Here is a 22,756-nt window from a genome sequence, read left to right as displayed (position 1 = left end):
GTCGCTGCCCGGTGCCCCGTATGTATTGCCGAGCCGATGTGACAAGTTGGTCCTAGGACTTCTATGTTTCAGCTGAATGACGGGTGACATTCATTTGATGGTACACGGGGGCACGTTTTGGGGAGGCACGGCTTGATGCTCCTACACTTATCGCCGGCAAAGGACTTCACGTGAAACGGAAAAATTCTGTTTTCCGGGGGGAGGGGTAGGGTAAGGGCTAGTAAATCACTTTTTTTGCTGATTTGGTTTCACGTGAAACCGAAGTCAGGCTGTCATCGGTGGATATCGATGCATCCAGCTGCAGGCGTCGGAAGTCGCCGGTCGACCGGGTGGGCAGGCGATGCCGGTGTTCCAGGGCGCATTAGGCAAGTGGCTTTTGATGTTTCACGTGGAACACCCGCAGACGGAAAGTATAATTTGGCTCTCTATAGATGCGACGCACAGTAGAAAAGATGGCGGTTTGCCCATGCTCTCCGCATGTTGTGCGGCGGGTAGATGCAAAGAACAGGCGTCAATGACTTCAGGAAAGGGACGACAGCCCGCCTCATAGTAGCATTCCAGCTGCGGAGGTCGATGTTCCACGTGAAACAGTAAGGCCGAAGGCATGGCAGGGGTCGATACGACGTGCCGATGGAAGGGCCGCGGTGAAGGGGCTTTCGCACGTGTGTTTGCAGATGTGGAGCATGCAATGTTCCACGTGAAACATCCTCACGGCATAGAGACGACTGGTGAGTTCGACCGTAGACGGACCTCAGAGTGAGTTCCTAGAGGTATGACCGGAAAGGTGAACTGTATTGGACACTGCACGCCAATCTTCTATTCACCCTTTATGCGAGGCATAGCCTGCTCCGTCAGGAGTGGTGTTTCACGTGAAACATCGAACCGAAACACCGGCAAATGCCGACATATTCAAACGCCGTCAGCCTTAGGCGCGTTGCCAATTTGCAAAACCCAGTCCCTTCGAGGTTGGCTTTGCCCAGTCCAACCATGTTTCACGTGAAACATGCCCACCCTGCCTCTATAATGAGCACCGAACGCTCTCTTATCTCCCCATCATGGATTATCCCCGCGAATTCGATGTCATCGTCGTCGGTGGCGGTCACGCCGGTACCGAAGCGGCGCTGGCTGCGGCGCGTACTGGTGCCCAGACGCTGCTGCTGACCCACAACATCGAGACCCTAGGCCAAATGTCCTGCAATCCCTCCATCGGTGGGATCGGCAAGGGCCATCTCGTCAAAGAAGTCGATGCCCTAGGCGGTGCCATGGCGCTGGCGACGGACGAGGCGGGGATTCAATTCCGTATCTTGAACGGCTCGAAGGGGCCGGCTGTGCGCGCTACCCGCGCCCAGGCCGACCGGGTGCTGTACCGCAAGGCCATCCGTGGCCGCCTGGAAAACCAGCCGAACCTCTGGTTGTTCCAGCAAGCGGTGGAAGACCTGATGGTGGAGGGCGATCGCGTGGTTGGCGCCGTGACCCAGGTCGGATTGAAGTTCCGGGCAAAGACGGTGGTGCTGACAGCCGGTACGTTCCTGAATGGCTTGATCCATGTGGGCCTGCAGAACTATTCGGGCGGCCGAGCCGGTGATCCGCCCGCGATTTCGCTGGGCCAGCGCTTGAAGGAATTGCAGTTGCCGCAAGGTCGCTTGAAGACCGGCACGCCGCCGCGCATCGACGGTCGCAGCATCAACTACGGCATTCTGGAAGAACAGCCCGGTGACCTGGATCCGATTCCGGTGTTTTCGTACATGGGTAGTGTGGCCATGCATCCCCGGCAACTGCCGTGCTGGATCACGCATACCAATGCCCGGACCCATGACATCATCCGCGGCGGCCTGGATCGTTCCCCGATGTACAGCGGCGTGATCGAAGGCGTCGGCCCGCGCTACTGCCCGTCGATCGAAGACAAGATCCATCGCTTTGCGGACAAGGAATCGCACCAGGTCTTCCTGGAACCGGAAGGCCTGGACACGCACGAGGTCTATCCCAACGGCGTCTCCACCAGCCTGCCATTCGACGTGCAGCTCGCGCTGATCCATTCCTTGCCCGGCCTGGAGAACGCGCACATCCTGCGTCCCGGCTACGCCATCGAGTACGACTACTTCGATCCACGTGGATTGAAGAGCACCCTGGAAACCAAGGCGATTGCCGGCCTGTATTTCGCCGGCCAGATCAACGGCACGACCGGCTACGAAGAAGCCGCCGCCCAAGGCTTGCTCGCCGGAGTCAACGCCGCCTTGTCGGCACTGGACCGCGAGCAGTGGACGCCGCGTCGCGACGAAGCCTACCTGGGCGTGCTGGTGGACGACCTGGTCACGCGTGGCGTGACCGAACCGTACCGCATGTTCACCTCGCGCGCCGAATATCGCCTGAGCCTGCGCGAAGACAATGCCGATCTGCGCCTGACCGAAATCGGCCGCCAGCTCGGCATCGTCGACGATGCCCGCTGGGATGCTTTCAACCGCAAGCGCGACGCCGTCGCGGCCGAAGTCGAACGCTTGAAATCGTCGTGGGTCAATCCCCGCGTGTTGCCGCAGGAAGTGGCCGAGCCGCTGCTGGGCAAGGCAATTGAACGTGAGTACTCACTAGCGGACCTGCTGAAACGGCCCAATGTTTCCTATGAAGCCTTGATGGCCGCCCGCAATACCGACGGTACGCTACTGGCGGGCCCGGGTGTGGCCGCCGATGAGGTGCTGGCCGAACAGGTCGAGATCCAGGTGAAATACGCCGGCTACATCGCCCGCCAGCAGGACGAAGTCCAAAAGCAGATTGCCCACGAGCAACAGCCGATTCCGGCGGACGTCGATTACGACGCCGTCACCAGCCTGTCGTTCGAGGTGCGCCAGAAGCTCAAGACGCACCGTCCCGAGACCATCGGCCAGGCCGGCCGCATCTCGGGCGTGACACCGGCGGCGATCTCGCTGCTGCTCATCCACCTGAAGCGCCTGCACTACGGCTCGCGCAAGCAAGCCGCATGAGCGCCCACGCCAACCCGGCCGGCGCGGACATGGCCGGCCGCCTGTCCCATGCCTTCGGGCAGCTCGGGCTGCAGGCCGACGCCGCCGTGGCCGCCAAGCTGCTGAACTACCTGGCGCAAATGCAGCGCTGGAACCGCACCTATAACCTGACCGCCATCCGCGATCCGCAACAGATGCTGGTGCAGCACCTGTTCGACAGCCTGGCCGCCGTGGGGCCGTTCAGCGAAGCGCTGGGCGCGCCCGGCACGCCGGCAAAGATCTACGACGTCGGATCGGGCGGCGGCCTGCCCGGCGTGGTCCTGGCCGTCATGCGGCCCGAATGGTCGGTGACCTGCATCGACGCCGTTGAAAAGAAAACCGCATTCGTCCGACAGATGAGCGGCGCCCTGGCGCTGCCCAATCTGCAGGCGCGTCATGCGCGCATTGAGACGCTGGAACCCGCCGGTTGCAACATTGTGACGTCGCGGGCATTCGCATCCTTGGAGGATTTTGCGATGCTCGCAGGCAGACATGTGGACAACGATGGTACCCTCGTCGCCATGAAGGGCAAGGTCCCGGATGATGAAATCCAGGCGCTGCACGCGCGTGGGGAATGGCAAGTCGACCACATACAGCCGCTCCAGGTGCCGGAGCTGCAAGCGGAACGCTGCCTGATCTGGATGCGCCGCAGTCAAGGAACCCTATGAAGAACCTACCCCCCAGCTCGACCGCCCGCGTTTTCTGCATCGCCAACCAGAAGGGTGGTGTCGGCAAGACGACGACCGCCATCAACCTGGCGGCCGGGCTGGCCACGCACAAGCAACGCGTGCTGCTGGTGGACCTGGATCCCCAAGGCAACGCCACCATGGGCAGCGGCATCGACAAGAATTCGCTCGAGTCCAACCTGTACCAGGTGCTGATCGGCGAAGCCACCATCGAACAGGCCCGCGTGCGTTCGGAGTCGGGCGGCTACGACGTGTTGCCCGCCAACCGCGAACTGTCCGGCGCCGAGATCGACCTGGTGCAGATGGACGAGCGCGAGCGCCAGCTCAAGACCGCCATCGACACCGTGTCCGGCCAGTACGACTTCGTGCTGATCGATTGCCCGCCCACGTTGTCGCTGCTGACGCTGAACGGTCTGGCCGCGGCCCACGGCGTCATCATCCCGATGCAGTGCGAGTACTTCGCGCTCGAAGGCCTGTCCGACCTGGTCAACACCATCAAGCGCGTGCACCGCAATATCAACGACGACCTGCGTGTCATCGGCCTGCTGCGCGTGATGTTCGACCCCCGCATGACGCTGCAGCAGCAGGTGTCGGCGCAACTCGAATCGCACTTCGGCGACAAGGTCTTCAAGACCGTCGTGCCGCGCAACGTGCGCCTGGCCGAAGCACCCAGCTACGGCATGCCCGGCGTGGTCTACGACCGCGCTTCGCGGGGCGCGCAGGCCTACATCTCGTTCGGCGCCGAAATGATCGAGCGCGTGCGCGAGCTGAGCTGAAGCGCTGTATGTCCGCCGTCATGCACCTGTCCCCAGACGCCCGCACGCCGCCCGCCGATGCGCGCGACGCGCTGCGCGTGCGGCTGGAAGAGGCCGCGCTCAACGCCACGGCGGTGCGCGCGCAGGTGCTGTACGACGGCTGGCTGGTGCGCTATGCGCCATCGTCGGCCAAACGGGTACGCAGCATCAACGTGCTGGGGTTATCCACACGTCCGCTGGATGAGCGGCTGGCGTATTGTTCAACGTTGTACGCGCGCCATGGCCTGCCCATGGTGTTGCGCCTGACCTCCATCGGTCCGGATTTCACCCTGGATGCCGAACTGGCGTCGCGGGGTTACCTCCTTGGCGAAGAGACCCGAGTCATGAGCATGCCGCTCGCTCCCAGGCTGGCCGCCCGGGGCGATCTGGTTTTCAGGACAGTGGACGCCGCGCGCTTTGCGGCGGCGGTCGGTCGCATGCGCGAGTCCCGCCCCGAGCACATCGCCGAGCACCAGGCGCGCCTGGAGGGCCTGGCTGTGGATATCCTGCCGGTGCTGGCATTCGATACCGCTGGCGCATGCGTGGCCGGCGGCATGGCCGTGCGCGACGGCGAACTGGCCGGCCTGTTCGACGTGGTGACGGATCCCGGCCAGCGGCGCAAGGGACATGCCGCGACGCTGGTCGACCATCTGCTGGCGTTGTGCGTCGAAGACGGCGCCACCACGGCCTACCTGCAGGTGGAACCGCAAAACACCGCCGCGCGCGCTTTGTATGGCCGCTACGGTTTCAAAGACTGTTACGCGTATTGGTACCGCCTGCCCGCCGAGCAGGCGGCCGCCTGAGCCCGGCTCGGGATACCAAAAACAGAAGGAAAGAGGATTTAACTATGGCCACCAAGAAACCCAAGGGATTGGGTCGCGGACTCGACGCCTTGCTGGGCGCCGACGCGCCTGCCATCGACAATATCGGCAAGGCTCCGGCCAAGCCCGAGGGTCTGCCGTCCACCTTGCCTGTTTCGAAGATGCGAGCCGGCAAGTACCAGCCGCGCACTCGCATGGACGAGGGCGCGTTGGGCGAGCTGGCCGAGTCGATCCGCACGCAAGGCATCATGCAGCCCATTCTGGTGCGCGCGCTCGGCGACGCGCCCGGCCATTACGAAATCATCGCGGGCGAACGCCGTTTCCGCGCCGCCCAGCTGGCCGGCCTGAAGGAAGTGCCGGTGCTGGTGCGCGAGGTCGCCGACGAAAACGCGGCGGTCATGGCGCTGATCGAAAACATCCAGCGCGAAGACCTGAATCCGCTCGAAGAGGCGCATGGCGTGCGCCGCCTGCTGGACGAATTCGGCCTGACCCACGAGCAGGCCGCCCAGGCCATCGGTCGTTCGCGTTCTGCCACCAGCAATCTGTTGCGCCTGTTGAACCTGGCGTCGGCGGTGCAGACCATGCTGCTGGCCGGCGACGTCGACATGGGCCATGCGCGCGCGCTGCTGGCGGTGGATGCCGCCACCCAGATCCAGCTGGCCAACCAGATCATCGCGCGCCGCCTGTCGGTGCGCGAAGCCGAAAAACTGGTCGCCAAGACCGCCAAGGAAGCCGAGAGCGCGGCGTCGCCCAAGAAAAAGGTCAACGGCGTATCGCGCGACCTGACGCGCCTGGAAGAAGCCCTGTCCGATCACCTGGGCACGCGCGTGGCGCTGAAGGTCGGAGCCAAGGAAAAGGGCCAGATCGTCATCGACTTCCACGGCTGGGAACATCTGAATTCGCTGCTCGAGCGCCAAGGCCTGTCCGGAGTGGTCGATGCCTGAGCAGGCGCTCCCCGTCATCGCGGTGCTGGCTACCGGCGGCACCATCGCCGGCGCCCAGGCCGATGCCACGTCCGCGGGCTACAAGGCGGGTTTGTTCTCGGTGGGCGACCTGTTGGCCGCGGTGCCGCAATTGGCGGGCCTGGCCGAGATCCGCGCCGAGCAGGTTGCCAATGTCGGCAGCCAGAACATGACACACGACGTGTGGCGCGCGCTGGCGCAGCGTGTCGAAGCCTTGTGCGCGGATCCTTCCGTTGCCGGCATCGTCATCACGCACGGCACCGACACGCTTGAGGAAACCGCCTACTTCCTCAGCCTGGTGATCCGCCACGACAAGCCCGTGGTGCTGGTGGGCGCGATGCGGCCGGCCACCGCGCTGGGCGCCGAAGGCCCGGCGAACCTGTACAACGCAGTGGCGCTGGCGCGCCATCCCGACGCGCGCGGCCGCGGGCCGCTGGTCGTCATGAACGAAGACGTGCACTACGCTCGCGAGATCCAGAAGATCGCCAGCGCAGGCATCAACGCCTTTGCCTCGCCCAACCGCGGCCGCGCCGGCGTGATGCATGGCGGCACGCCGTGCTTCTATTCGCGCAACACCACCACGCACGGCATGCAAAGCGAGTTTTCACTCGCATTGCTGGAGAAGGCCGGTTGGCCGCGCGTGGACATCGTCTATGCGCATGCCGACCTGCAAGGCGACGTCATCGATTTCATCGCGCGCCAGGCCGATGGCATCGTGCTGGCGGGCGTGGGCGACGGCAACGCCACGGACCTGGCCATCGACGCCCTGGCCCGCGCCGCCGCCGATGGCGTCGCGGTGCTGCGCTCCAGCCGCACCGGCAGCGGTTTCGTCGCGCGCGACGTCGAACTGGATGACGCGGTGCTGGGTTTCATCGCCGCCGGCGACCTGAATCCGCAGAAGGCCCGCATCCTGCTGATGCTGGCGCTGTGCGTCACGCGTGAACCCGCGGCGCTGCAGCGCTGCTTCGACCGCTATTGAGCGATGCGCACGGTGGCCTGTCTCGGGCCGCCGCGCTGCCTGCCGCGTCATGGATTGGGTGGCGCATCCGCGCCACGCGCCAATCCCAGGTTGCTGCGCAGCATGTCGTAGACCTGCCGTGTCAGCGGATTGATCAGGTCTCGCCTTATCCACAGGAAGTACGTCACGTCCGGTAGCGGTGGCAGGCCTTCCTTTTCCCCGAGCACCCGCATTTCCGGGGCCAGCAGTTCGACGCTGCGCGCGGTCACGCCCAGGCCTGCGCGCAAGGCGGCCTTGATGCTCACCAGGTTGGGCGCCACGTAGTTGGTGTGCCAGCGCACCTGCGCCTGTTCCAGCGCGGTCAGCGCCAGGCGGCGGAAGATGCTGGGTTCGTCGGCCAGCACCAGCGGCACCGGCGCGTTGAGGTCATGCACGTAGTCGGCCGAGGCCAGCCACACCGTGGGCGAGGTGCGCAGCGCCACGCCCTCGAACTCCTGGTCGAAGCGGGTCGAGATGGTCAGGTCCAGTTCTCCGGCGCGCAATGCGTCCATCAGGAATGGGCTGCGATCGGTGCGGATCTCCAGTTTCACGCGCGGCGCCGAGCGCGCGATATGGGTCAGCAGGGTCGGCAGGATGGTGTCGGCCACGTCCAGTGGCGCGCCCAGCCGCAGGTCGCCTTCCAGCGGGGCATCCTGCAGCGCGCGCAGCGCTTCATCGTTGATGGCCAGCATGTGGCGCGCGTATTCGACCAGGCGCCGTCCATGCGTGGATAAGGCTTTGTTGCGCCCCTGTTTCTCGAACAGCGGCAAACCGATGGCCGCTTCCAGCCGCTGCATCTGCTGCGTCACCGCCGATTGCGTCTTGTGCAACCGGTTGGCCGCTTCGGAAAACGTTTCGTAGCGCGCGATCGCGGTCAGCGTGCGCAGCAGGTCCAGGTCGAGATTGCGCATGGGAGCAGCGAGTCGAAAGTATTAGAGATGCTTATGGAATATTAAGGCAATTTAAATTGTTGGCGCTCGCGCGCGGCGATACAGTGACTGCAATAACTCATGAAACAAGAGGAAAAGTCATTGTGAGCACCACGCATCCCCAGCAACAAGGCATCGACAGCGCCATCGGAAATATTAAAAATACTTTAGGAAATAAGGGCCTGAACCGTGACAGCCTGAAGGTCGTGCTGGACGAGTTGATCGGCCTGGCCAGTCATATCGACTGGTGGGCCCAGGATCGCTACCCGGCGCCGGAAGAGGGCGAACGCCAGGCGCGCTACCTGATCGGCGAGGACGCCGACAAGAGCTACGCGCTCTACCTGAACGTGATGCGTCCCGGCAAGCAGATCGTGCCGCACAACCACACCACGTGGGCCTGTATCGCCGCCGTGGAGGGCGTGGAATACAACTATGTCTATGACCGCACCGACGATGGCTCCGTGCCCGGCGTGGGCCGCCTGGAAAAGACCGGGACCGTGGTGGTGGGGCCGGGCACCGGCATCGCGCTGATGCCCGACGATATCCATGCCGTCGAGATCCAGGGCGATAGCGTCATCCGCCACCTGCACATGTACGGCCGCGCCCTCGAAACGCTGACCGAGCGGCTGGCCTTCGACCTGGCCGCCGGCACCTGCAAGGTCATGCCGATCGGCGTGCAGACCCGCCGCTGACCATCATGAACAAGCCCCTGCGGTCCGCGACGCGCCTGCTGCGCGCCGGGCGTCCCCATGCCGGCTGGGTCAACACCCCGGTCACGCGTGCCAGCACCTATGTGTTCGACAGCGTCGCGGCCTGGCGCGACACCCGCGCCCGCCGCGAACAGGAACGCCTGCCGTCGTACGGCGCGCGCGGCACCGACAGCACGCACGCGCTGGAAGACGCGCTGGTCGAGCTGGAGCAGGGGCATCGCGCCCAGCTGTACCCCACCGGGCAGGCCGCCATCGCCATCGTGTTGCTGGCCTATCTGCGCGCCGGCGACCACGTGCTGGTGACCGATGCGGTCTACGAACCGGTGCGCCGCTTCTGCGCCGAGCACCTGTCGCGGCTGGGCATCGAATTCACTTTCTATCCCCCGGACGGCGCCGGCCTGGCGCAGCTGCTGCGTCCCAACACGCGCATGATCTATGCCGAGTCGCCGGGTTCGCTCACCTACGAAATGCCGGACCTGCGGCAGCTGGCTGAGTTGGCGCAACGCCATGATTGCTGGCTGGCTGTGGACAACACCTGGGCGTCCGGCTTGCTGTGCCAGCCATTGGCGCTGGGCGCGGACATCTCGATTCTCGCCGCCACCAAATACCTGGGCGGCCACGCCGACGTGATGATGGGCGCGGTCGTGACCAATGCCCGCGCCTGGCGCGCGCTGGAACGCGCCAGCATCGATTTCGGCCAGACCGTCGGCGCCGACGATGCCTATCTGGTGCTACGCGGCATGCGTTCGCTACCGCTGCGCCTGGCGCAACATGCCCGCAGCGCATTGCGCGTGGCGCAGTGGTTGCAGGGCAGGGCGGAAGTGGCGCGCGTGCTGTGCCCGGCCCTGCCTGACGACCCCGCGCACGCGGTCTGGCGCCGCGAGTGCAGCGGCACCAACGGCCTGCTGACGCTGGAGTTCGCCGCCGGCATCGCCGATGCCGACATGGAACGCGTCATCGACGCGCTGCGCCTGTTCGGCATCGGCGCATCCTGGGGCGGATTCGAGAGCCTGGTGATACCCGTCAATCTGGCCAAGGCGCGATCCCTGCCCGTGGCCCCGCATGGCGCCATGCTGCGCCTGCATATCGGGCTGGAGGATCCGGACGACCTGATCGCCGATCTCGAACAGGCATTCGGCCAATTGCGGCCCGTCCTGGCGGCCCTGAATTCCCATTCCCCCGATTCCCTGCGGATTTAACGATGCATTCCCATTCCGACCTGAAACTGGCCGATATCGACTCGCACACCCTCAAGGGCTGGCTGCATGACGGCGGCGAGATTGCGCTGCTGGACGTGCGCGAGCATGGCCAATACGGCGAGTCCCACCTGTTCTATGCGGCGCCGGTGCCGTTCAGCCGGCTCGAGGCCGATATCGCGCGCCTGGCGCCGCGGCGCGATGCGCGCGTGGTGGTCTACGACGCGGGGGATGACGATGACGTCGCGGCGCGCGCAGCTGCGGCCTTGCGGGCCGTGGGCTACACGCAGGTCCACCGCCTCGCAGGCGGCATCGCGCAATGGCAACGCGATGGCTACGCCGCTTTCGCCGGGGTCAATGTCCCAAGCAAGACTTTCGGCGAGCTCGCCGAAGAAGTCTTCCACACGCCGCGCATCAGCGCGGCCGAACTGGCCGAGCGCCAGCGTCGTGGCGACGACCTGATCGTGCTCGACGGCCGGCCCTACGCCGAATACCAGAAGATGAGCATCCCCGGCGGCATCTGCTGCCCCAACGGCGAGCTCGCGCTGCGCGCGCACGGCCTGGCGCCCGATCCGAAGACCACCATCGTGGTCAACTGCGCCGGCCGTACCCGCAGCATCATCGGCGCGCAGACCCTCATCAACCTGGGCGTGCCCAATCCCGTCTACGCGCTGGAGAACGGCACCCAGGGCTGGTACCTGGCGGATTTCAAGCTCGATCATGGCGCCAGCCGTCGATATGAGGATGCCGTTGCCGCGGCCGATATACCGGCGCTGGCGCAACGCTCGGCCGGCCTGGCCGAACGCCATGGCGTGCCGTGGGTGAACGCCGCGCAGGTGCGCAGCTGGCTGGCCGACACGGGCCGCAGCACCTTCCTGTGCGACGTGCGCAGTGCCGAGGAGTACGCGCAAGGCTCGTTGCGCGGCGCGCAGCACACGCCCGGCGGCCAGTTGATCCAGGCCACCGACCAGTACGTGGCCGTGCGTGGCGCGCGCATCGTGGTGTTCGATGGCGAAGGCGTGCGCGCCCCGGTGGTGGCCAGCTGGTTGCGCCAGATGGGCTGGGACGCGAGCGTGCTGCAGGAAGGCGTGGGGGCCGACCTGCAAGCGGCTGTCGCCCCGATCGCCGAACCGCCGGTCAAGGTATTGGATGACGCGGCGCTGGCCGCCGCGCTGGCCGCAGGCGCGCAACTCATCGACATCCGCCCCAGCATGCGCTATCGCGCCCAACACATCGCGGGAGCGCAATGGGCCATCCGGCCGCGCTTTGCCGGCCTGGCGCTGGACCCGGCACGTCCGTTGGTGCTGCTGGCCGAGGAACTCGCGGTGGCCGCCTGGGCCGCGGCGGACCTGCGGGCGCGCGGCGCGCGAGACGTTGCCGTCAACCTGGGCACGGCGGCCGGCTGGTCGGCGGCGGGCATCGCGCTGGAATCCACGCCGTCCACGCCCGCCGACCGCGATTGCATCGATTACCTGTTTTTCGTGCACGACCGCCACGACGGCAACAAGGCCGCGGCGCGTCAGTACCTCGCCTGGGAAACCAACCTGGTCAAGCAGATCGACGCGCGCGAACGCGCCGCGTATCGCTTCCCGGCGGGGTGACCATCGGGGCGGACTGCCCCCGTGGCCACGCCACACGCTTCATCCGATCAGCACGCCCCGGCGCTTCGCCGACGGGGCGCGGACGGTTCATGGCGAACCGAAATGCAATGGACGGCCGAGCATCCGGCCGCCAATCACAAGGGGAAATATCGATGAACAAGTACCAGCTGCAACATGCCTGCAAGACCGCCGCCGCCCTGGCCTGCCTGGCGTGGGGGCTGAACGCCCACGCCCAGGCGCCCGCGCCCCTGGCCGACTACCCCAAGCAGGCCATCACCGTGGTCTCGCCGTTCCCGCCCGGGGGCGGCAACGATGGCGTGGCGCGCCTGATCGCGCAGGAACTCGGGGCGATCACCGGCCAGAGCGTGGTGGTGGAAAACCGTTCCGGCGCGGGCGGCAACGTCGGCACTTCGCAGGTGTCGCGCGCCAAGCCCGACGGCTATACGTTGGTGATGTCGCAGACCAGCGTCATGGCGGTCAACCCGCGCCTGTACAAGAACGTGGGTTTCGATCCGCTCAAGGACTTCGTGCCGATCTCGCAGATCACCTCGGCGCCGCTGGTGCTGGTGGCGCGCAGCGAAAGCGCCTACAAGTCGCTGGGCGACTACCTGGACGCCGCGCGCAAGCAGCCCGGCGTCATCACCTACGCCACGCCCGGCAACGGCACCATGAGCCATCTGATGGGCGCTCTGCTGTCGCAGAAGGCCAACGTGAAACTGGTGCACGTGCCGTATCGCGGCGCCGCGCCCGCCATCACCGACCTGATGGGCGGCACCGTCGACATGCTGATCACTTCGCCGGCCTCGGCCGAGCCGATGGTGGCGGCCGGCAAGCTGCGTATTCTTGCGCTGAGCCATGAGAACGGCATCGGCATCTTCAAGGGCGCGCCCACGCTTGGCCAATCCGGCATGGACGGCATCACGGCCGACGACTGGTACGGCCTGTTCGCGCCGGCCGGCACGCCGCCCGAGCGCATCGCCTACCTGGCGCAGGCTGTGGCGCAGGCCATGAAATCGCCCAACGTGATCGCCAAGATCCAGGCCGGCGGCAGCCAGCCCGTCGGCAGCGCGCCCGATGCGTTCGGCAAGCGCCTGCAACAGGACACCACGTACTGGGCCGACATGGTGAAGGTTGCGGGCGTGTCGGTGGATTGAAGCGGCGGCTAAGCCACCAGAACCTTGCCGACCGCGGCCTTCAGGGCCGCGAAGGCCGGCTGCTTCTGCGCATTGGTGTTGGTGACGAGGTGATCGATGCGGTTCACCTCGCAGTACGACACCCGGCTGCACAGGCCGATCTTGCTGAAGTCGGCCAGCAGGATGCGCTGCTTGGCGTTGGCCGCCATGGCGCGCGCCACTTCGGCCTCTCGCAGGTCGTAGCTGGTGGCGCCGCATTCGGCATCCACGCCCACCGGCGACAGCAACGCCACGTCGGCGCGGTAGCGGTGGATCTCGGCGATGGTGATGTCGCCGGCGGTGGCGCACACCGGCCCGCCCACCGATCCGCCCAGCATGATGAGTTCATTGGCGCCGTTGCCGGCGGCGCCGACCTTGAGCGCCACGTCGAACGAATTGGTGATGAGGGTCAGGCCGCTCAGCTTGGCCAGCTCGTCCGCCAGCATGCTGGTGGTGCTGCCGGCGTCCAGGAACAGCGTCTGCCCGCTCGTCACCAAACCGGCCGCGGCGCGCGCGATGGCGCGCTTGTACTTGACGCGGGTATGCACGCGTTCCGTGATGGGCGGCTCGCTGTGCACCGGCACGGCGCCGCCATGCACGCGGCGCAATTCGCCCATCGCCTCCAGCTCCAGCAGATCGCGCCGGACGGTCTCCCGCGATACCCCCAGTTCGCCGACGATACGGTCGGTCGATACCTGCTGCAGGGAAGACAGCAGGGCGCGGATTCTCTGATACCGCTCTTCTTGCCACATATCGGATGCTTCCTAATCTCTATTTGCGGCGTCGCGCCGGCAGCGCGATCAACGCGCGCATCGCCAGCAGCGAACCACCCACGACCAGCATGATAAGCGTCGAATAGGCCGCGGCCTGCGAGACGAACCCGGCTTCGTCCAGCCGCAGTACGGAAACCGGCGCGACACTGACCGACGGCGTGACCAGGAAGATCACCGCCGACAGCGTCACCATGGAACGCATGAACAGGAAAAAGAACACGCCCAGCACCGTTGGGGCGATCTGCGGCAGCACCGCATCGCGCACGATGTGCAACGTGCCGCCGCCCAGGCAGCTCACCGCCTCCTCCAGCGCCTGCGGCACCGCGCGCATGCCGGTCATCATCGTCAGGAAGCCTTGCGTGTGATAGTGGTAGAAGTTGCACAGCGCGATCAGCGCGGCGCTGCCGTATAGCGCGTACAGCGGCGTGGAAGGCGAGTTGAAGGCGAAGATGTAGGACAGCCCCAATACCAGCCCCGGCACGCCCACCGGCAGCACCGACACCAGGTAGACCAGCTTGGCCCACGCGCGGGGGATACGGCATACGCCGAAGGTCAGGAAGAACAACAGCAACACGCCGCCGCCCGCGGCCGCCAGCGACAGGTACAGCGAAGTCCACAGCGGCGCATAGCCGCCGCTGACGGTGATGTCGTAGTGCTTCAGGGTCCATTCCATGCGATAGGGCCACAGCCGCATGAAGCTGGCGAACACCACCGTGCCCACCGTCACCACGATGGCGCTGGCGCACAGCAATACGCCGGCCGTGAACGCCAGGTCGCGGCCGCGCGCCGGCTGCGGCGTGACGCGCAGTCCGCTGGGCGAGGCGGCGCCGAACTGGCGTTGCGAGGCCACCCGTTCGATCTGCACCGAGATCAGCGACGGCAGCAGCAGCAAAATGCCCACCACCGAGCCCATGCCGAAATTCATCTGCCCCGACACCTGGCTGTAGATCTCGGTGGCCAGCACGCGGTAGTTGCCGCCGATCACCGCGGCGTTGCCGAAGTCGGTGATGGTGATGACGAACACCACGAACGCCGCGCTCAGCAGCCCGAACTTGCAGTTGGGCAGCGTGATGTCGAAGAACTGCCGCGCGCTCGACGCGCCCATCACCTCGGCCGCGTCGTAATAGCGCGCATCGGTGTTGCGCAGCGCCGCCTGCAGGATCAGCACGGCCTGGGGCAGGGCGTAGAACACGTTGGAGATCAGCAGGCCCCAGAACCCGTATATGTCGAATTCCCAGCCCGTCCAGCGATGCACCAGGCCGTTGCGTCCAAGGATGAAGATCAGCCCCAGCCCCTGCACCAGCGACGGTGCCAGCAGCGGCAGCACCAGCGCCAGCTTGACCAGCGCCTTTCCGCGCATGCGGCTGCGGTCCAGCCCGAAAGCGATGGCAAAGCCCAGCAGCAGGCTGACGGCGGTGGTGGCCGCGCTCATCGTCAGGCTGTTGGCGGTGGCGGTCAGGATGCCGCGGTTGGCGAACACGTCGGCGTAATTGCCCAGGCCGATAGCGCCGTCCTTTTCCACCAGACTGCGCCAGCCGACCGTGGCCAATGGATACAGGAAGAACAGCGCCAGGCCCGCCATCGGGATGCCGACGCAGGTCCATAGCAGCAGTCGATCCAGGGAGGCCGACGAGCGATTGGCCCGCGGCGAAGTGGCGGCGCCGATACGAACCGTGTTCATGCCATGACTCCCGCGCGTGCCGGCGTGGCGGACGCAGTCATACGCGAACCCAGGCGCATTGTTCCGGCGCCATGTCCAGCCGCACGGGCGCGCCCTGCGACAGGCCCGCCGCCCCCTGCTGTTCGACCAGAAACTCGCGACCTCGCCAGTCCACCCGCACGCGCGTCAGGTTGCCCATGAAGGTCATTGCGCGCACCCGGCCCGGCCCGCGCTCGTCGGCGGTGATGCGCAGGTTTTCCGGCCGCAGGCAGGCCTCGAAACGCTCGCTGGCGCCATCGGGCCGGGTCGCCAGCAGCGCCGGCATGGCCTCGCGCACCCAGTCGGTCGGCAACAGGTTGCTCAGGCCGACGAAGTTGGCGACGAAGCGTGTGCTCGGCCGCAGATACAGGTCGGAAGGCGATCCCACCTGCTCGACGCGGCCGTCATTCATGCACACGATCTTATCGGCCAGCGTGAGCGCTTCCTCCTGGTCGTGCGTCACCATGATGGTCGGGATCCGCAGGCGTCGCTGCACCTCGTGGATCTCGGCGCGCATGTCGGTGCGCACGCGCGCATCCAGCGCCGACAGGGGTTCATCAAGCAGGATCAGCGCGGGGTCCACCGCCAGCGCGCGCGCCAATGCCACGCGCTGCTGCTGGCCGCCGGACAATTGGTGGGGATAACGCTGTGCATAATCCGGCAGCTTGATCAGCGCGAGCAATTCGCGCACCCGTGCGTCGATGCGCTCGCGCGTCTCGCCGCGGATGCGCAACCCGTAGCCGACGTTCTCGGCCACCGTCATGTTGGGAAACAGCGAATACGACTGGAACACGATGCCGAAGCCGCGCTTGCGCGCCGGCAGCGCCGACAGGTCGCGTCCGCCCAGCGTGATGGTGCCGCTGTCGAATGGCAGCAGACCGGCGACGATGCGCAGCAGGGTGGTCTTGCCGCAGCCGCTGGGTCCCAGCAGGCAGACGAATTCATGTTCGCCCACTGACAGGTCGATGCCTTCCAGCGCCACCGCGCCGTCGAAGGTCTTGCGGATCCCGCGCAATTCCAGGTACATGGCCGCTCCAGGCGGTGGCGTGGCGGCCGGCGCGCCGGCCGCGCGCGCCGTCAGCGTTTGATGGTGTCCTGCCAGGTCTTGATGGTGGCGTCGCGTTCCGCCGCCGATTTCTGGAAGTCCACGGGGTACAGCACGGCGGTCAGGTCCTTGGGCAGCCCGGCGGCCTCGGCCGCCTTGTTTGGGGCGGCGCCGGGAATCGTCACCAGTTCCTTGTACTTGCTGTACAGCCCGCCTGCCTGCGCCGACAGCGTCCAGTCGAGGAAGCGCTTGGCGTCCGCGGGATTCTTCGCCGTCTTCATCAGGCCCGAGGCTTCCAGCTCATAGCCCACCCATTTCGACGGGATCACCATCTTCACCGGAAAGCCTTCCTCGATCGATTGCATCGCCGGGAACGCGAACGACACGCCGATCGCATACTCGCCGGCGCGCGCCATCTTGCAGGGGCGCGACCCCGACGGCGTGTACTGCGCCACGTTCTTGTCCAGGTCCTTGAGCAGCGCCCAGCCTTTCTCGGCGCCCAGGCCCTGCAGCAGCGCGACGATCTGCAGATAACCGGTGCCGGATGCCGCCGGACTGGGGATGACGATCTCGCCCTTGTAGACCGGCTTGGTCAGGTCTTCCCACGAGGTCGGCATCGGCAGGTTCCTGGACTTGAGCCGGTCGGTGTTGACACAGAACGCGGCCACGTAGCCGGTGGCGGCGAACCATTTGTTGTCGGCGGCCTTGTATTGCGCGGGCAGGGCTTCGATGCCCTTGGCCGCATACGGTTCCAGCAGCTTCTGCAGGCGCGGATCCAGCATGTTGCTGACCGCGAAGCCCCAGATCACGTCCTGCTGCGGATTGCCGGCCTCGGCGATCAGGCGAGCGCCCAGGTCGCCGGTGGACAGGCGCAGCACATTGACCTTCACGTCGGGCAGGGCGGCGTTGGCGGCCTTCAGGTAGGCGGCGATCTCGTCTTCCTCCAGCGCCGTGTAGACGGTGATCGCGCCGGCGTGGACGGCCTGGGCAAAACCTAGGGAAATTACTGCAACCACAAGACCAAGCTTCTTCTTACATTGCATGATGGGACTCCGGAAAGGAATACACGGCAACGGCGATGAGCTGCTTTTCTGCGGACGGCGACCTGCGGGCGGGGCGGTAGGGTTGCGCGAGGAAACGTTGCGTTTCCCGGGTTGCGTTTTTAGGTATATTTGCAAATTTGTGGCAACGTGTCTAGACTGGAAAAACCCGAATCGCATGGGTCTTTCCGCGCCGCGTTACGCCTCGGAGCTCGTCATGCAAACTTCGCCGCTGCCCACCGCGCAGCAATTGGCCGCGTTTTCCTCGTTCGCCCAGACGCTGGCGGACCAGGTCCGGCCCCTGTCGCGCCAGTGGTTCCGCCACCCCCTGATGGTGGAGACCAAGGCGGATGAAAGTCCCGTCACCCGCGCCGACCGCGAGGTCGAGCAAGCGCTGCGCGAAGCCATCGCCCGCCAGTATCCGGATCACGGCATCTTCGGCGAGGAATACGGCGCCAGCCATGCCGAGGCCGAGTGGGTGTGGTCGCTCGACCCCATCGACGGCACCCGCGCGTTCATTTCCGGCAATCCCCTGTGGGGCACGCTGCTGGGCCTGCTGCACCGCGGCCGCCCGGTGCTGGGCCTGATCGACATTCCCATGATGGCCGAGCGCTGGCTCGGCGCCGCCGGTTCGCCCGCGCGCCTGAATGGCGAGCCCTGCCGCACCCGTCAATGCACCGAACTGGACCAGGCGATTCTTTACGCCACCTCGCCCGACATCTTCGAAGGCGCCGATCTGGCCGCATTCGACGCGCTGGCGCGCTCGGCGCGCATGCGCCGCTACGGCGGCGACTGCTACAGCTATGGCCTGCTGGCCAGCGGCCACGTCGACCTGGTGGTCGAGGCCGGCCTGCAGCCGTATGACTACCTGGCGCTGATGCCCGTGATCGAAGGCGCGGGCGGCGTCATTACCGATTGGTCGGGGCAGCCGTTAGGCCTCGCGTCGCAGGGCCGCGTGATCGCGGCCGCCACGCCGCAGCTGCATCGCGAGGCGATGCGGATGCTGGGGGCGGCCGTGACCTGAAACACCGCGCCCCGCGACCCCGCACGTCAACGCAACGCTTCAGCCACGACAAGGTGAACGAGCCATGCATGCACTAGGGGTAGCAACGGTGGAAGACGCGGAGCGGCTGGTTCAGGCCAGCACGCTCTCGCATATCAAGATCGGCCTGTCCGACGTCGATGGCGTCATGCTGGGCAAGTACGTCAGGCGCGACAAATTCCTGGCCGCGCTGCGCGGCGGGCTGGCTTTCTGCGACGTGGTGTTTGGCTGGGACCTGGACGACCAGCTCTACGACAACACCAAGTACACCGGCTGGCACACGGCCTATCCCGATGCCAAGCTGCGCATCGTGCCCAGCACCTGCCGCCGGCTGCCGCTGGAGCAGGGCCCCGGGGGCGAGGACATGTTGTTGTTCCTGGCCGAGTTCGAAGGCCTCGCGGCCGACATCTGCCCGCGCCGCCTGCTGCACCGCACGCTGGACCGCGCCGCCGGCATGGGCTTCGAGGTCTACGCCGCGCTCGAATACGAGTTTTTCATGTTCCGCGAAACGCCGCATTCGGTGCGCGCCAAACACTACCGCGACATGGAGAACTGGACCCCCGGCAACTTCGGCTACTCGGTGCTGCGCAGCACCGTGCAGGGCGATTTCTATCGCAAGCTGCTCGACATGTGCGAGCGCATGGACATGCCGATCGAAGGCCTGCATACCGAGACCGGTCCCGGCGTGCTGGAGGCGGCCATCGCGGTCGACCAGGCCGCCGCCGCCGGCGACAAGGCCTTCCTCTTCAAGACCTTCACCAAGGCGCTGGCGCAGCAGAACGGCCTGATGGCCACCTTCATGGCGAAGTGGTCGCACGATCATCCCGGCCAGAGCGGCCACATCCACCTGTCGCTGCGCGACCGCACCAGCGGCCGCTCGGCCTTCTACGACGAGTCGCGTCCGCACGGCATGAGCGCGACGCAGGCGGCCTTCATGGCTGGCGTGCAACGCTACCTGCCCGAATTCATGGCGCTGTACGCGCAGACCATCAACAGTTATTCGCGCCTGGTGCCGGGTTACTGGGCGCCGCTGGACGCCACCTGGGGCATGGAGAACCGCACCACCGCGCTGCGCCTCATCCCGGGCAGCGACAAGTCGCAGCGCGTCGAAGTGCGCATCGGCTCGGCCGACGCCAATCCCTATCTGGCGCTGTCCGCCGCGTTGGCCTCTGGCCTGCATGGCATCGAGCAGGGCCTGGAACCCGAACCAATGGTGCAGGGCAACGCCTACACGCAGCAGTTTCCCGACCGCCTGCACCTGCCCACCACGTTGTGGGAAGCGGCGCAGCGCCTGCGCCAGTCCGAAGCCGCGCGCGAGCTGTTCGGCGATGCCTTCGTCGAGCATTACGCCGCCACGCGCGAATGGGAAGAGCGCCAGTTCCGGCGCCACGTCACCGATTGGGAGCTGGCTCGCTATTTCGAGATCATCTGAACGCCGCCGCTTCATCTTTTCACCACGCATGCACAGGGTCGCCATGACGCAGGAACTCATCACCATCAGTCCCATCGACGGCCGCGAAGTCGTGCGCCGTCCCTACGCCAGCGAGGCGCAGGTCGCGCAGGCGCTGGCCGACGCGCAGGCCGCGCAGGGCGCCTGGCACGCGCTCGGCATCGAGCAGCGCGGCCGCATCCTGTCGGATGCGGTGACGCGCTTCGTCGCCGGCAAGGCCGAGATCGCGCGCGCCATCACGATCCAGATGGGCCGTCCGCTGCGCTACACGCCGGGTGAGGTCGATGGCTTCGAGGCGCGCGCGCGCCACATGATCGGCATCGCCGCCGAAGCGCTGGCGCCGATCCAGGTGCCCGAGATCGCGGGCTTCACGCGCTTCATCAGCCGCGAGCCGATCGGCGTGGCGTTGACGATCGCGCCTTGGAACTATCCGCTGCTGACGGCCGTGAACAGCATCGTGCCGGCGCTGATGGCCGGCAACACCGTGATCCTCAAGCACTCCGACCAGACCCCGCTGTGCGCCGAGCTCATCGGCCGCGCTTTCAGCGAGGCCGGCGTGCCGCATGGCGTGTTCCAGTACCTGCACGCGAACCACGACATCGCGCAGCGGCTGATCCGCGCGCCCGAGATCGGCTATGTCTCCTTCACCGGTTCGGTGCGCGGCGGCCAGAGCGTGGAGCAGGCCGCCGCCGGCCGCTTCATCGGCGTGGGCCTGGAGCTGGGCGGCAACGACCCCGCGTATGTGCGCGCCGACGCCAACCTGGCGCACGCGGTCGAGACGCTGGTGGACGGCGCCTTCTTCAATTCCGGCCAGTCCTGCTGCGGCATCCAGCGCATCTACGTGGCGCGCGACCGCTACCAGGATTTCATCGATCGCGCCGCGGCGCTGACCCAGGAGTACGTGCTGGGCGATCCCCTGCAGCCGGACACCACGCTCGGCCCGGTGGTGCGCACGCGCGCGGCCGACGAGGTGCGCGAAATGATCGCCGAAGCCGAATCGCGCGGCGCCCGCAACCTGGTCGATGCCACGCGTTTCGCCGCCGCGCGCGCCGGCACGCCGTACGTGGCGCCGGCGCTGCTGACGCAGGTGGATCACCGCATGCGCGTGATGAACGATGAATGCTTCGGCCCCGTGGTCGGCGTGATGCCGGTCGACAGCGACGAAGAGGCCGTCGCCTTGATGAACGACAGCCCCTATGGCCTGACCGCCGCCATCTTCACGCAGGATGAAGAGGCCGCATTGCATCTTGGCCGCCAGTTGCGCACGGGCACCGTCTTCATGAACCGCTGCGACTACCTCGATCCCGCGCTGGCGTGGACCGGCGTCAAGCAAACCGGCCGTGGCGTTTCGCTGTCGCGCGTCGGCTACGAACAGCTCACCCAAGCCAAATCCTTCCATCTGCGCCGCCACGCCTGAGCGCGCGACCAGGAGCCGACATGACCGTCCCCAGCGTCAACTGGAACTATCCCACCGCCATCAAGGCAGGCCCCGGCCGCATCAAGGAGTTGCCCGACTGGTGCCGCGAACTCGGCATGGCGCGCCCCTTGTTGGTCACCGATCCCGGCCTGGCCGCGCTGCCCATGATCGCCGACGCGGTGCGCGGCTGCCGCCAGGCCGGACTCGAATGCGGCCTGTTCCACGAAGTGAAGGGCAACCCCACCGGCAGGAACGTGGACGACGGCGTGGCGCGCTATCGCGAAGGCCGCCACGATGGCGTCATCGCGTTCGGCGGCGGCTCGGCGCTGGACGCGGCCAAGGCCATCGCGTTGATGGCCGGCCAGAAGCGTCCGCTGTGGGACTTCGAAGACGTGGGCGACAACTACCTGCGCGTGAACGTGGCCGGCATGGCGCCAGTCGTCGCGGTGCCGACCACCGCGGGCACGGGCTCGGAAGTGGGGCGCGCCTCCGTCATCACCGACGAGGCGGCGCAGGTCAAGCGCATCATCTTCCACGCGCGCATGCTGCCCGCCATCGTCATCCTCGATCCCGAACTCACCGTCGGCCTGCCGCCGCGCATCACTGCCGCGACCGGCATGGACGCGCTGTCGCACAACCTCGAGGCCTACTGTTCGCCGTTCTTCCATCCGATGGCCGCCGGCATCGCGCTGGAAGGCATGCGCATGATCAAGGAATACCTGCCGCGGGCCGTGGCTGACGGCGCCGACCTGCAGGCGCGCCAGCAGATGCTGGTGGCCTCCAGCATGGGCGCCACCGCGTTCCAGCGCGGCCTGGGCGCGATGCACGCGCTGGCGCATCCGCTGGGGGCGCTGTACGACGCCCATCATGGCATGCTCAACGCCATCCTCATGCCCTACGTGCTCAAGGCCAACCTGCACGCGGTGGCGCCGCGGCTGCAGGCACTGGCGCGCTATCTGGCATTGCCGGATGACGGCCCCGGCGCCGTGCTCGACTGGGTGCTGGGCCTGCGCGAGACCGTCGGCATTCCGCACACCCTGGCCGACATCGGCATCGACGACGCGCAAGCCGAGCGGGTAGGGCGCATGGCCAGCGAGGATCCATCGGGCGGCACCAACCCCGTCGCCTACACGCCAGACCAGTACGCCGAACTTTTTCGTGCAGCCGTTCGCGGAATCTTGTAAGCTTCGCCCCCTCTGCGCGGAAACGCGGCAGGCAGAACGAAAGTTTTGAATATTTTTCGTCCCAGGCGTTTGACAGCGGATTTGAAAGTGTTCATAATCTCAAGTTCTCCGCTGGAGGGGTGCCCGAGTGGTTAAAGGGGGCAGACTGTAAATCTGTTGGCCTTGCGCCTACGTTGGTTCGAATCCAACCTCCTCCACCAGAGACCCAAACCTGAATCCAGGCGATGTTTGCCTGGATTTTAAAA

19 protein-coding genes and 1 tRNA gene are annotated in these 22,756 nt (G+C 66.4%); 15 read left to right on the top strand and 5 right to left on the bottom strand.

The window, feature by feature from the left end:
• Positions 1-1,055: 1,055 nt before the first annotated feature.
• The 6 genes from mnmG to AC6CR5_RS20090 are packed head-to-tail and all read left to right on the top strand — an operon-like array spanning position 1,056 to position 7,235.
• Positions 1,056-2,975, top strand: a complete 1,920-nt coding sequence (gene mnmG, locus AC6CR5_RS20115) for a tRNA uridine-5-carboxymethylaminomethyl(34) synthesis enzyme MnmG (protein WP_006389562.1) — start codon at positions 1,056-1,058, stop codon at positions 2,973-2,975.
• Positions 2,972-3,661, top strand: coding sequence for a 16S rRNA (guanine(527)-N(7))-methyltransferase RsmG (rsmG, locus tag AC6CR5_RS20110; RefSeq protein ID WP_238880510.1), 690 nt, complete (start codon positions 2,972-2,974; stop codon positions 3,659-3,661). Before mnmG ends, rsmG begins: the two co-directional genes overlap by 4 nt.
• A complete protein-coding gene (locus AC6CR5_RS20105) occupies positions 3,658-4,455 on the top strand; it encodes a ParA family protein (protein WP_006389564.1) in 798 nt (265 codons plus the stop codon). The genes rsmG and AC6CR5_RS20105 overlap by 4 nt, the downstream gene beginning before the upstream one ends.
• 8 nt (positions 4,456-4,463) lie before the next feature.
• Positions 4,464-5,276: a GNAT family N-acetyltransferase gene (locus AC6CR5_RS20100; protein WP_024070803.1), complete on the top strand. Its 813-nt coding sequence runs from the start codon at positions 4,464-4,466 to the stop codon at positions 5,274-5,276.
• A 44-nt stretch (positions 5,277-5,320) separates the two neighbouring features.
• Complete coding sequence (locus AC6CR5_RS20095) at positions 5,321-6,238, top strand: ParB/RepB/Spo0J family partition protein (protein WP_437262726.1); 918 nt, start codon at positions 5,321-5,323, stop codon at positions 6,236-6,238.
• Complete coding sequence (locus tag AC6CR5_RS20090) at positions 6,231-7,235, top strand: asparaginase (protein ID WP_498084864.1); 1,005 nt, start codon at positions 6,231-6,233, stop codon at positions 7,233-7,235. Before AC6CR5_RS20095 ends, AC6CR5_RS20090 begins: the two co-directional genes overlap by 8 nt.
• 47 nt (positions 7,236-7,282) lie before the next feature.
• Here AC6CR5_RS20090 and AC6CR5_RS20085 read toward each other — a convergent pair whose 3' ends face one another.
• On the bottom strand, positions 7,283-8,164 hold the full coding sequence (locus AC6CR5_RS20085; RefSeq protein WP_006389568.1) for a LysR substrate-binding domain-containing protein: 882 nt from the start codon (positions 8,162-8,164) through the stop codon (positions 7,283-7,285).
• A 122-nt stretch (positions 8,165-8,286) separates the two neighbouring features.
• Between AC6CR5_RS20085 and AC6CR5_RS20080 the strand changes: the two genes are divergently transcribed.
• From AC6CR5_RS20080 to AC6CR5_RS20065, 4 genes are all read left to right on the top strand, one after another.
• Positions 8,287-8,874 (top strand): cysteine dioxygenase family protein, encoded by a 588-nt coding sequence (locus AC6CR5_RS20080; RefSeq protein ID WP_150101941.1) that lies wholly within the window; start codon positions 8,287-8,289, stop codon positions 8,872-8,874.
• A gap of 5 nt (positions 8,875-8,879) precedes the next feature.
• Positions 8,880-10,091, top strand: coding sequence for a cystathionine beta-lyase (gene metC / locus AC6CR5_RS20075; protein WP_054441318.1), 1,212 nt, complete (start codon positions 8,880-8,882; stop codon positions 10,089-10,091).
• 2 nt (positions 10,092-10,093) lie between these two features.
• On the top strand, positions 10,094-11,689 hold the full coding sequence (locus tag AC6CR5_RS20070) for a rhodanese-like domain-containing protein (RefSeq protein ID WP_054441320.1): 1,596 nt from the start codon (positions 10,094-10,096) through the stop codon (positions 11,687-11,689).
• 152 nt (positions 11,690-11,841) lie between these two features.
• Complete coding sequence (locus AC6CR5_RS20065; protein ID WP_006389572.1) at positions 11,842-12,843, top strand: Bug family tripartite tricarboxylate transporter substrate binding protein; 1,002 nt, start codon at positions 11,842-11,844, stop codon at positions 12,841-12,843.
• Between the two features lie 8 nt (positions 12,844-12,851).
• On the opposite strand, the gene AC6CR5_RS20060 is transcribed toward AC6CR5_RS20065, so the two are convergent.
• Genes AC6CR5_RS20060 through AC6CR5_RS20045 form a run of 4 tightly spaced genes read right to left on the bottom strand, consistent with a single transcriptional unit; the run spans position 12,852 to position 17,421 of the window.
• Positions 12,852-13,613, bottom strand: a complete 762-nt coding sequence (locus AC6CR5_RS20060; protein WP_054485529.1) for a DeoR/GlpR family DNA-binding transcription regulator — start codon at positions 13,611-13,613, stop codon at positions 12,852-12,854.
• 19 nt (positions 13,614-13,632) lie between these two features.
• Entirely contained in the window at positions 13,633-15,315 is a 1,683-nt protein-coding gene (locus AC6CR5_RS20055) for an ABC transporter permease subunit (protein ID WP_498084863.1), read from the bottom strand.
• A gap of 37 nt (positions 15,316-15,352) precedes the next feature.
• Positions 15,353-16,360 (bottom strand): ABC transporter ATP-binding protein, encoded by a 1,008-nt coding sequence (locus AC6CR5_RS20050; protein WP_150101943.1) that lies wholly within the window; start codon positions 16,358-16,360, stop codon positions 15,353-15,355.
• Positions 16,361-16,410: 50 nt separating this feature from the next.
• Positions 16,411-17,421, bottom strand: coding sequence for an ABC transporter substrate-binding protein (locus AC6CR5_RS20045; RefSeq protein WP_020925801.1), 1,011 nt, complete (start codon positions 17,419-17,421; stop codon positions 16,411-16,413).
• A 214-nt stretch (positions 17,422-17,635) separates the two neighbouring features.
• Here AC6CR5_RS20045 and hisN point away from each other — a divergent pair, with 214 nt between their 5' ends.
• From hisN to AC6CR5_RS20020, 5 genes are all read left to right on the top strand, one after another.
• Complete coding sequence (hisN, locus tag AC6CR5_RS20040) at positions 17,636-18,442, top strand: histidinol-phosphatase (RefSeq protein ID WP_047992495.1); 807 nt, start codon at positions 17,636-17,638, stop codon at positions 18,440-18,442.
• Positions 18,443-18,506: 64 nt separating this feature from the next.
• Positions 18,507-19,892 carry a glutamine synthetase family protein gene (locus AC6CR5_RS20035; protein ID WP_238920428.1) on the top strand — a complete coding sequence of 462 codons (1,386 nt, stop codon included), beginning with the start codon at positions 18,507-18,509 and terminating at the stop codon, positions 19,890-19,892.
• 43 nt (positions 19,893-19,935) lie between these two features.
• Positions 19,936-21,327 (top strand): aldehyde dehydrogenase family protein, encoded by a 1,392-nt coding sequence (locus AC6CR5_RS20030; RefSeq protein ID WP_498084862.1) that lies wholly within the window; start codon positions 19,936-19,938, stop codon positions 21,325-21,327.
• Between the two features lie 20 nt (positions 21,328-21,347).
• A complete protein-coding gene (locus tag AC6CR5_RS20025; RefSeq protein WP_150101947.1) occupies positions 21,348-22,511 on the top strand; it encodes an iron-containing alcohol dehydrogenase in 1,164 nt (387 codons plus the stop codon).
• Positions 22,512-22,624: 113 nt separating this feature from the next.
• A tRNA-Tyr gene (locus AC6CR5_RS20020) sits at positions 22,625-22,711 on the top strand.
• Positions 22,712-22,756 lie beyond the last annotated feature (45 nt).

Source organism: Achromobacter sp. EG18 (genome assembly GCF_059759395.1).
Note: the sequence above shows the minus strand (reverse complement) of the source record. Positions and strands in the feature narration are given on the sequence as shown.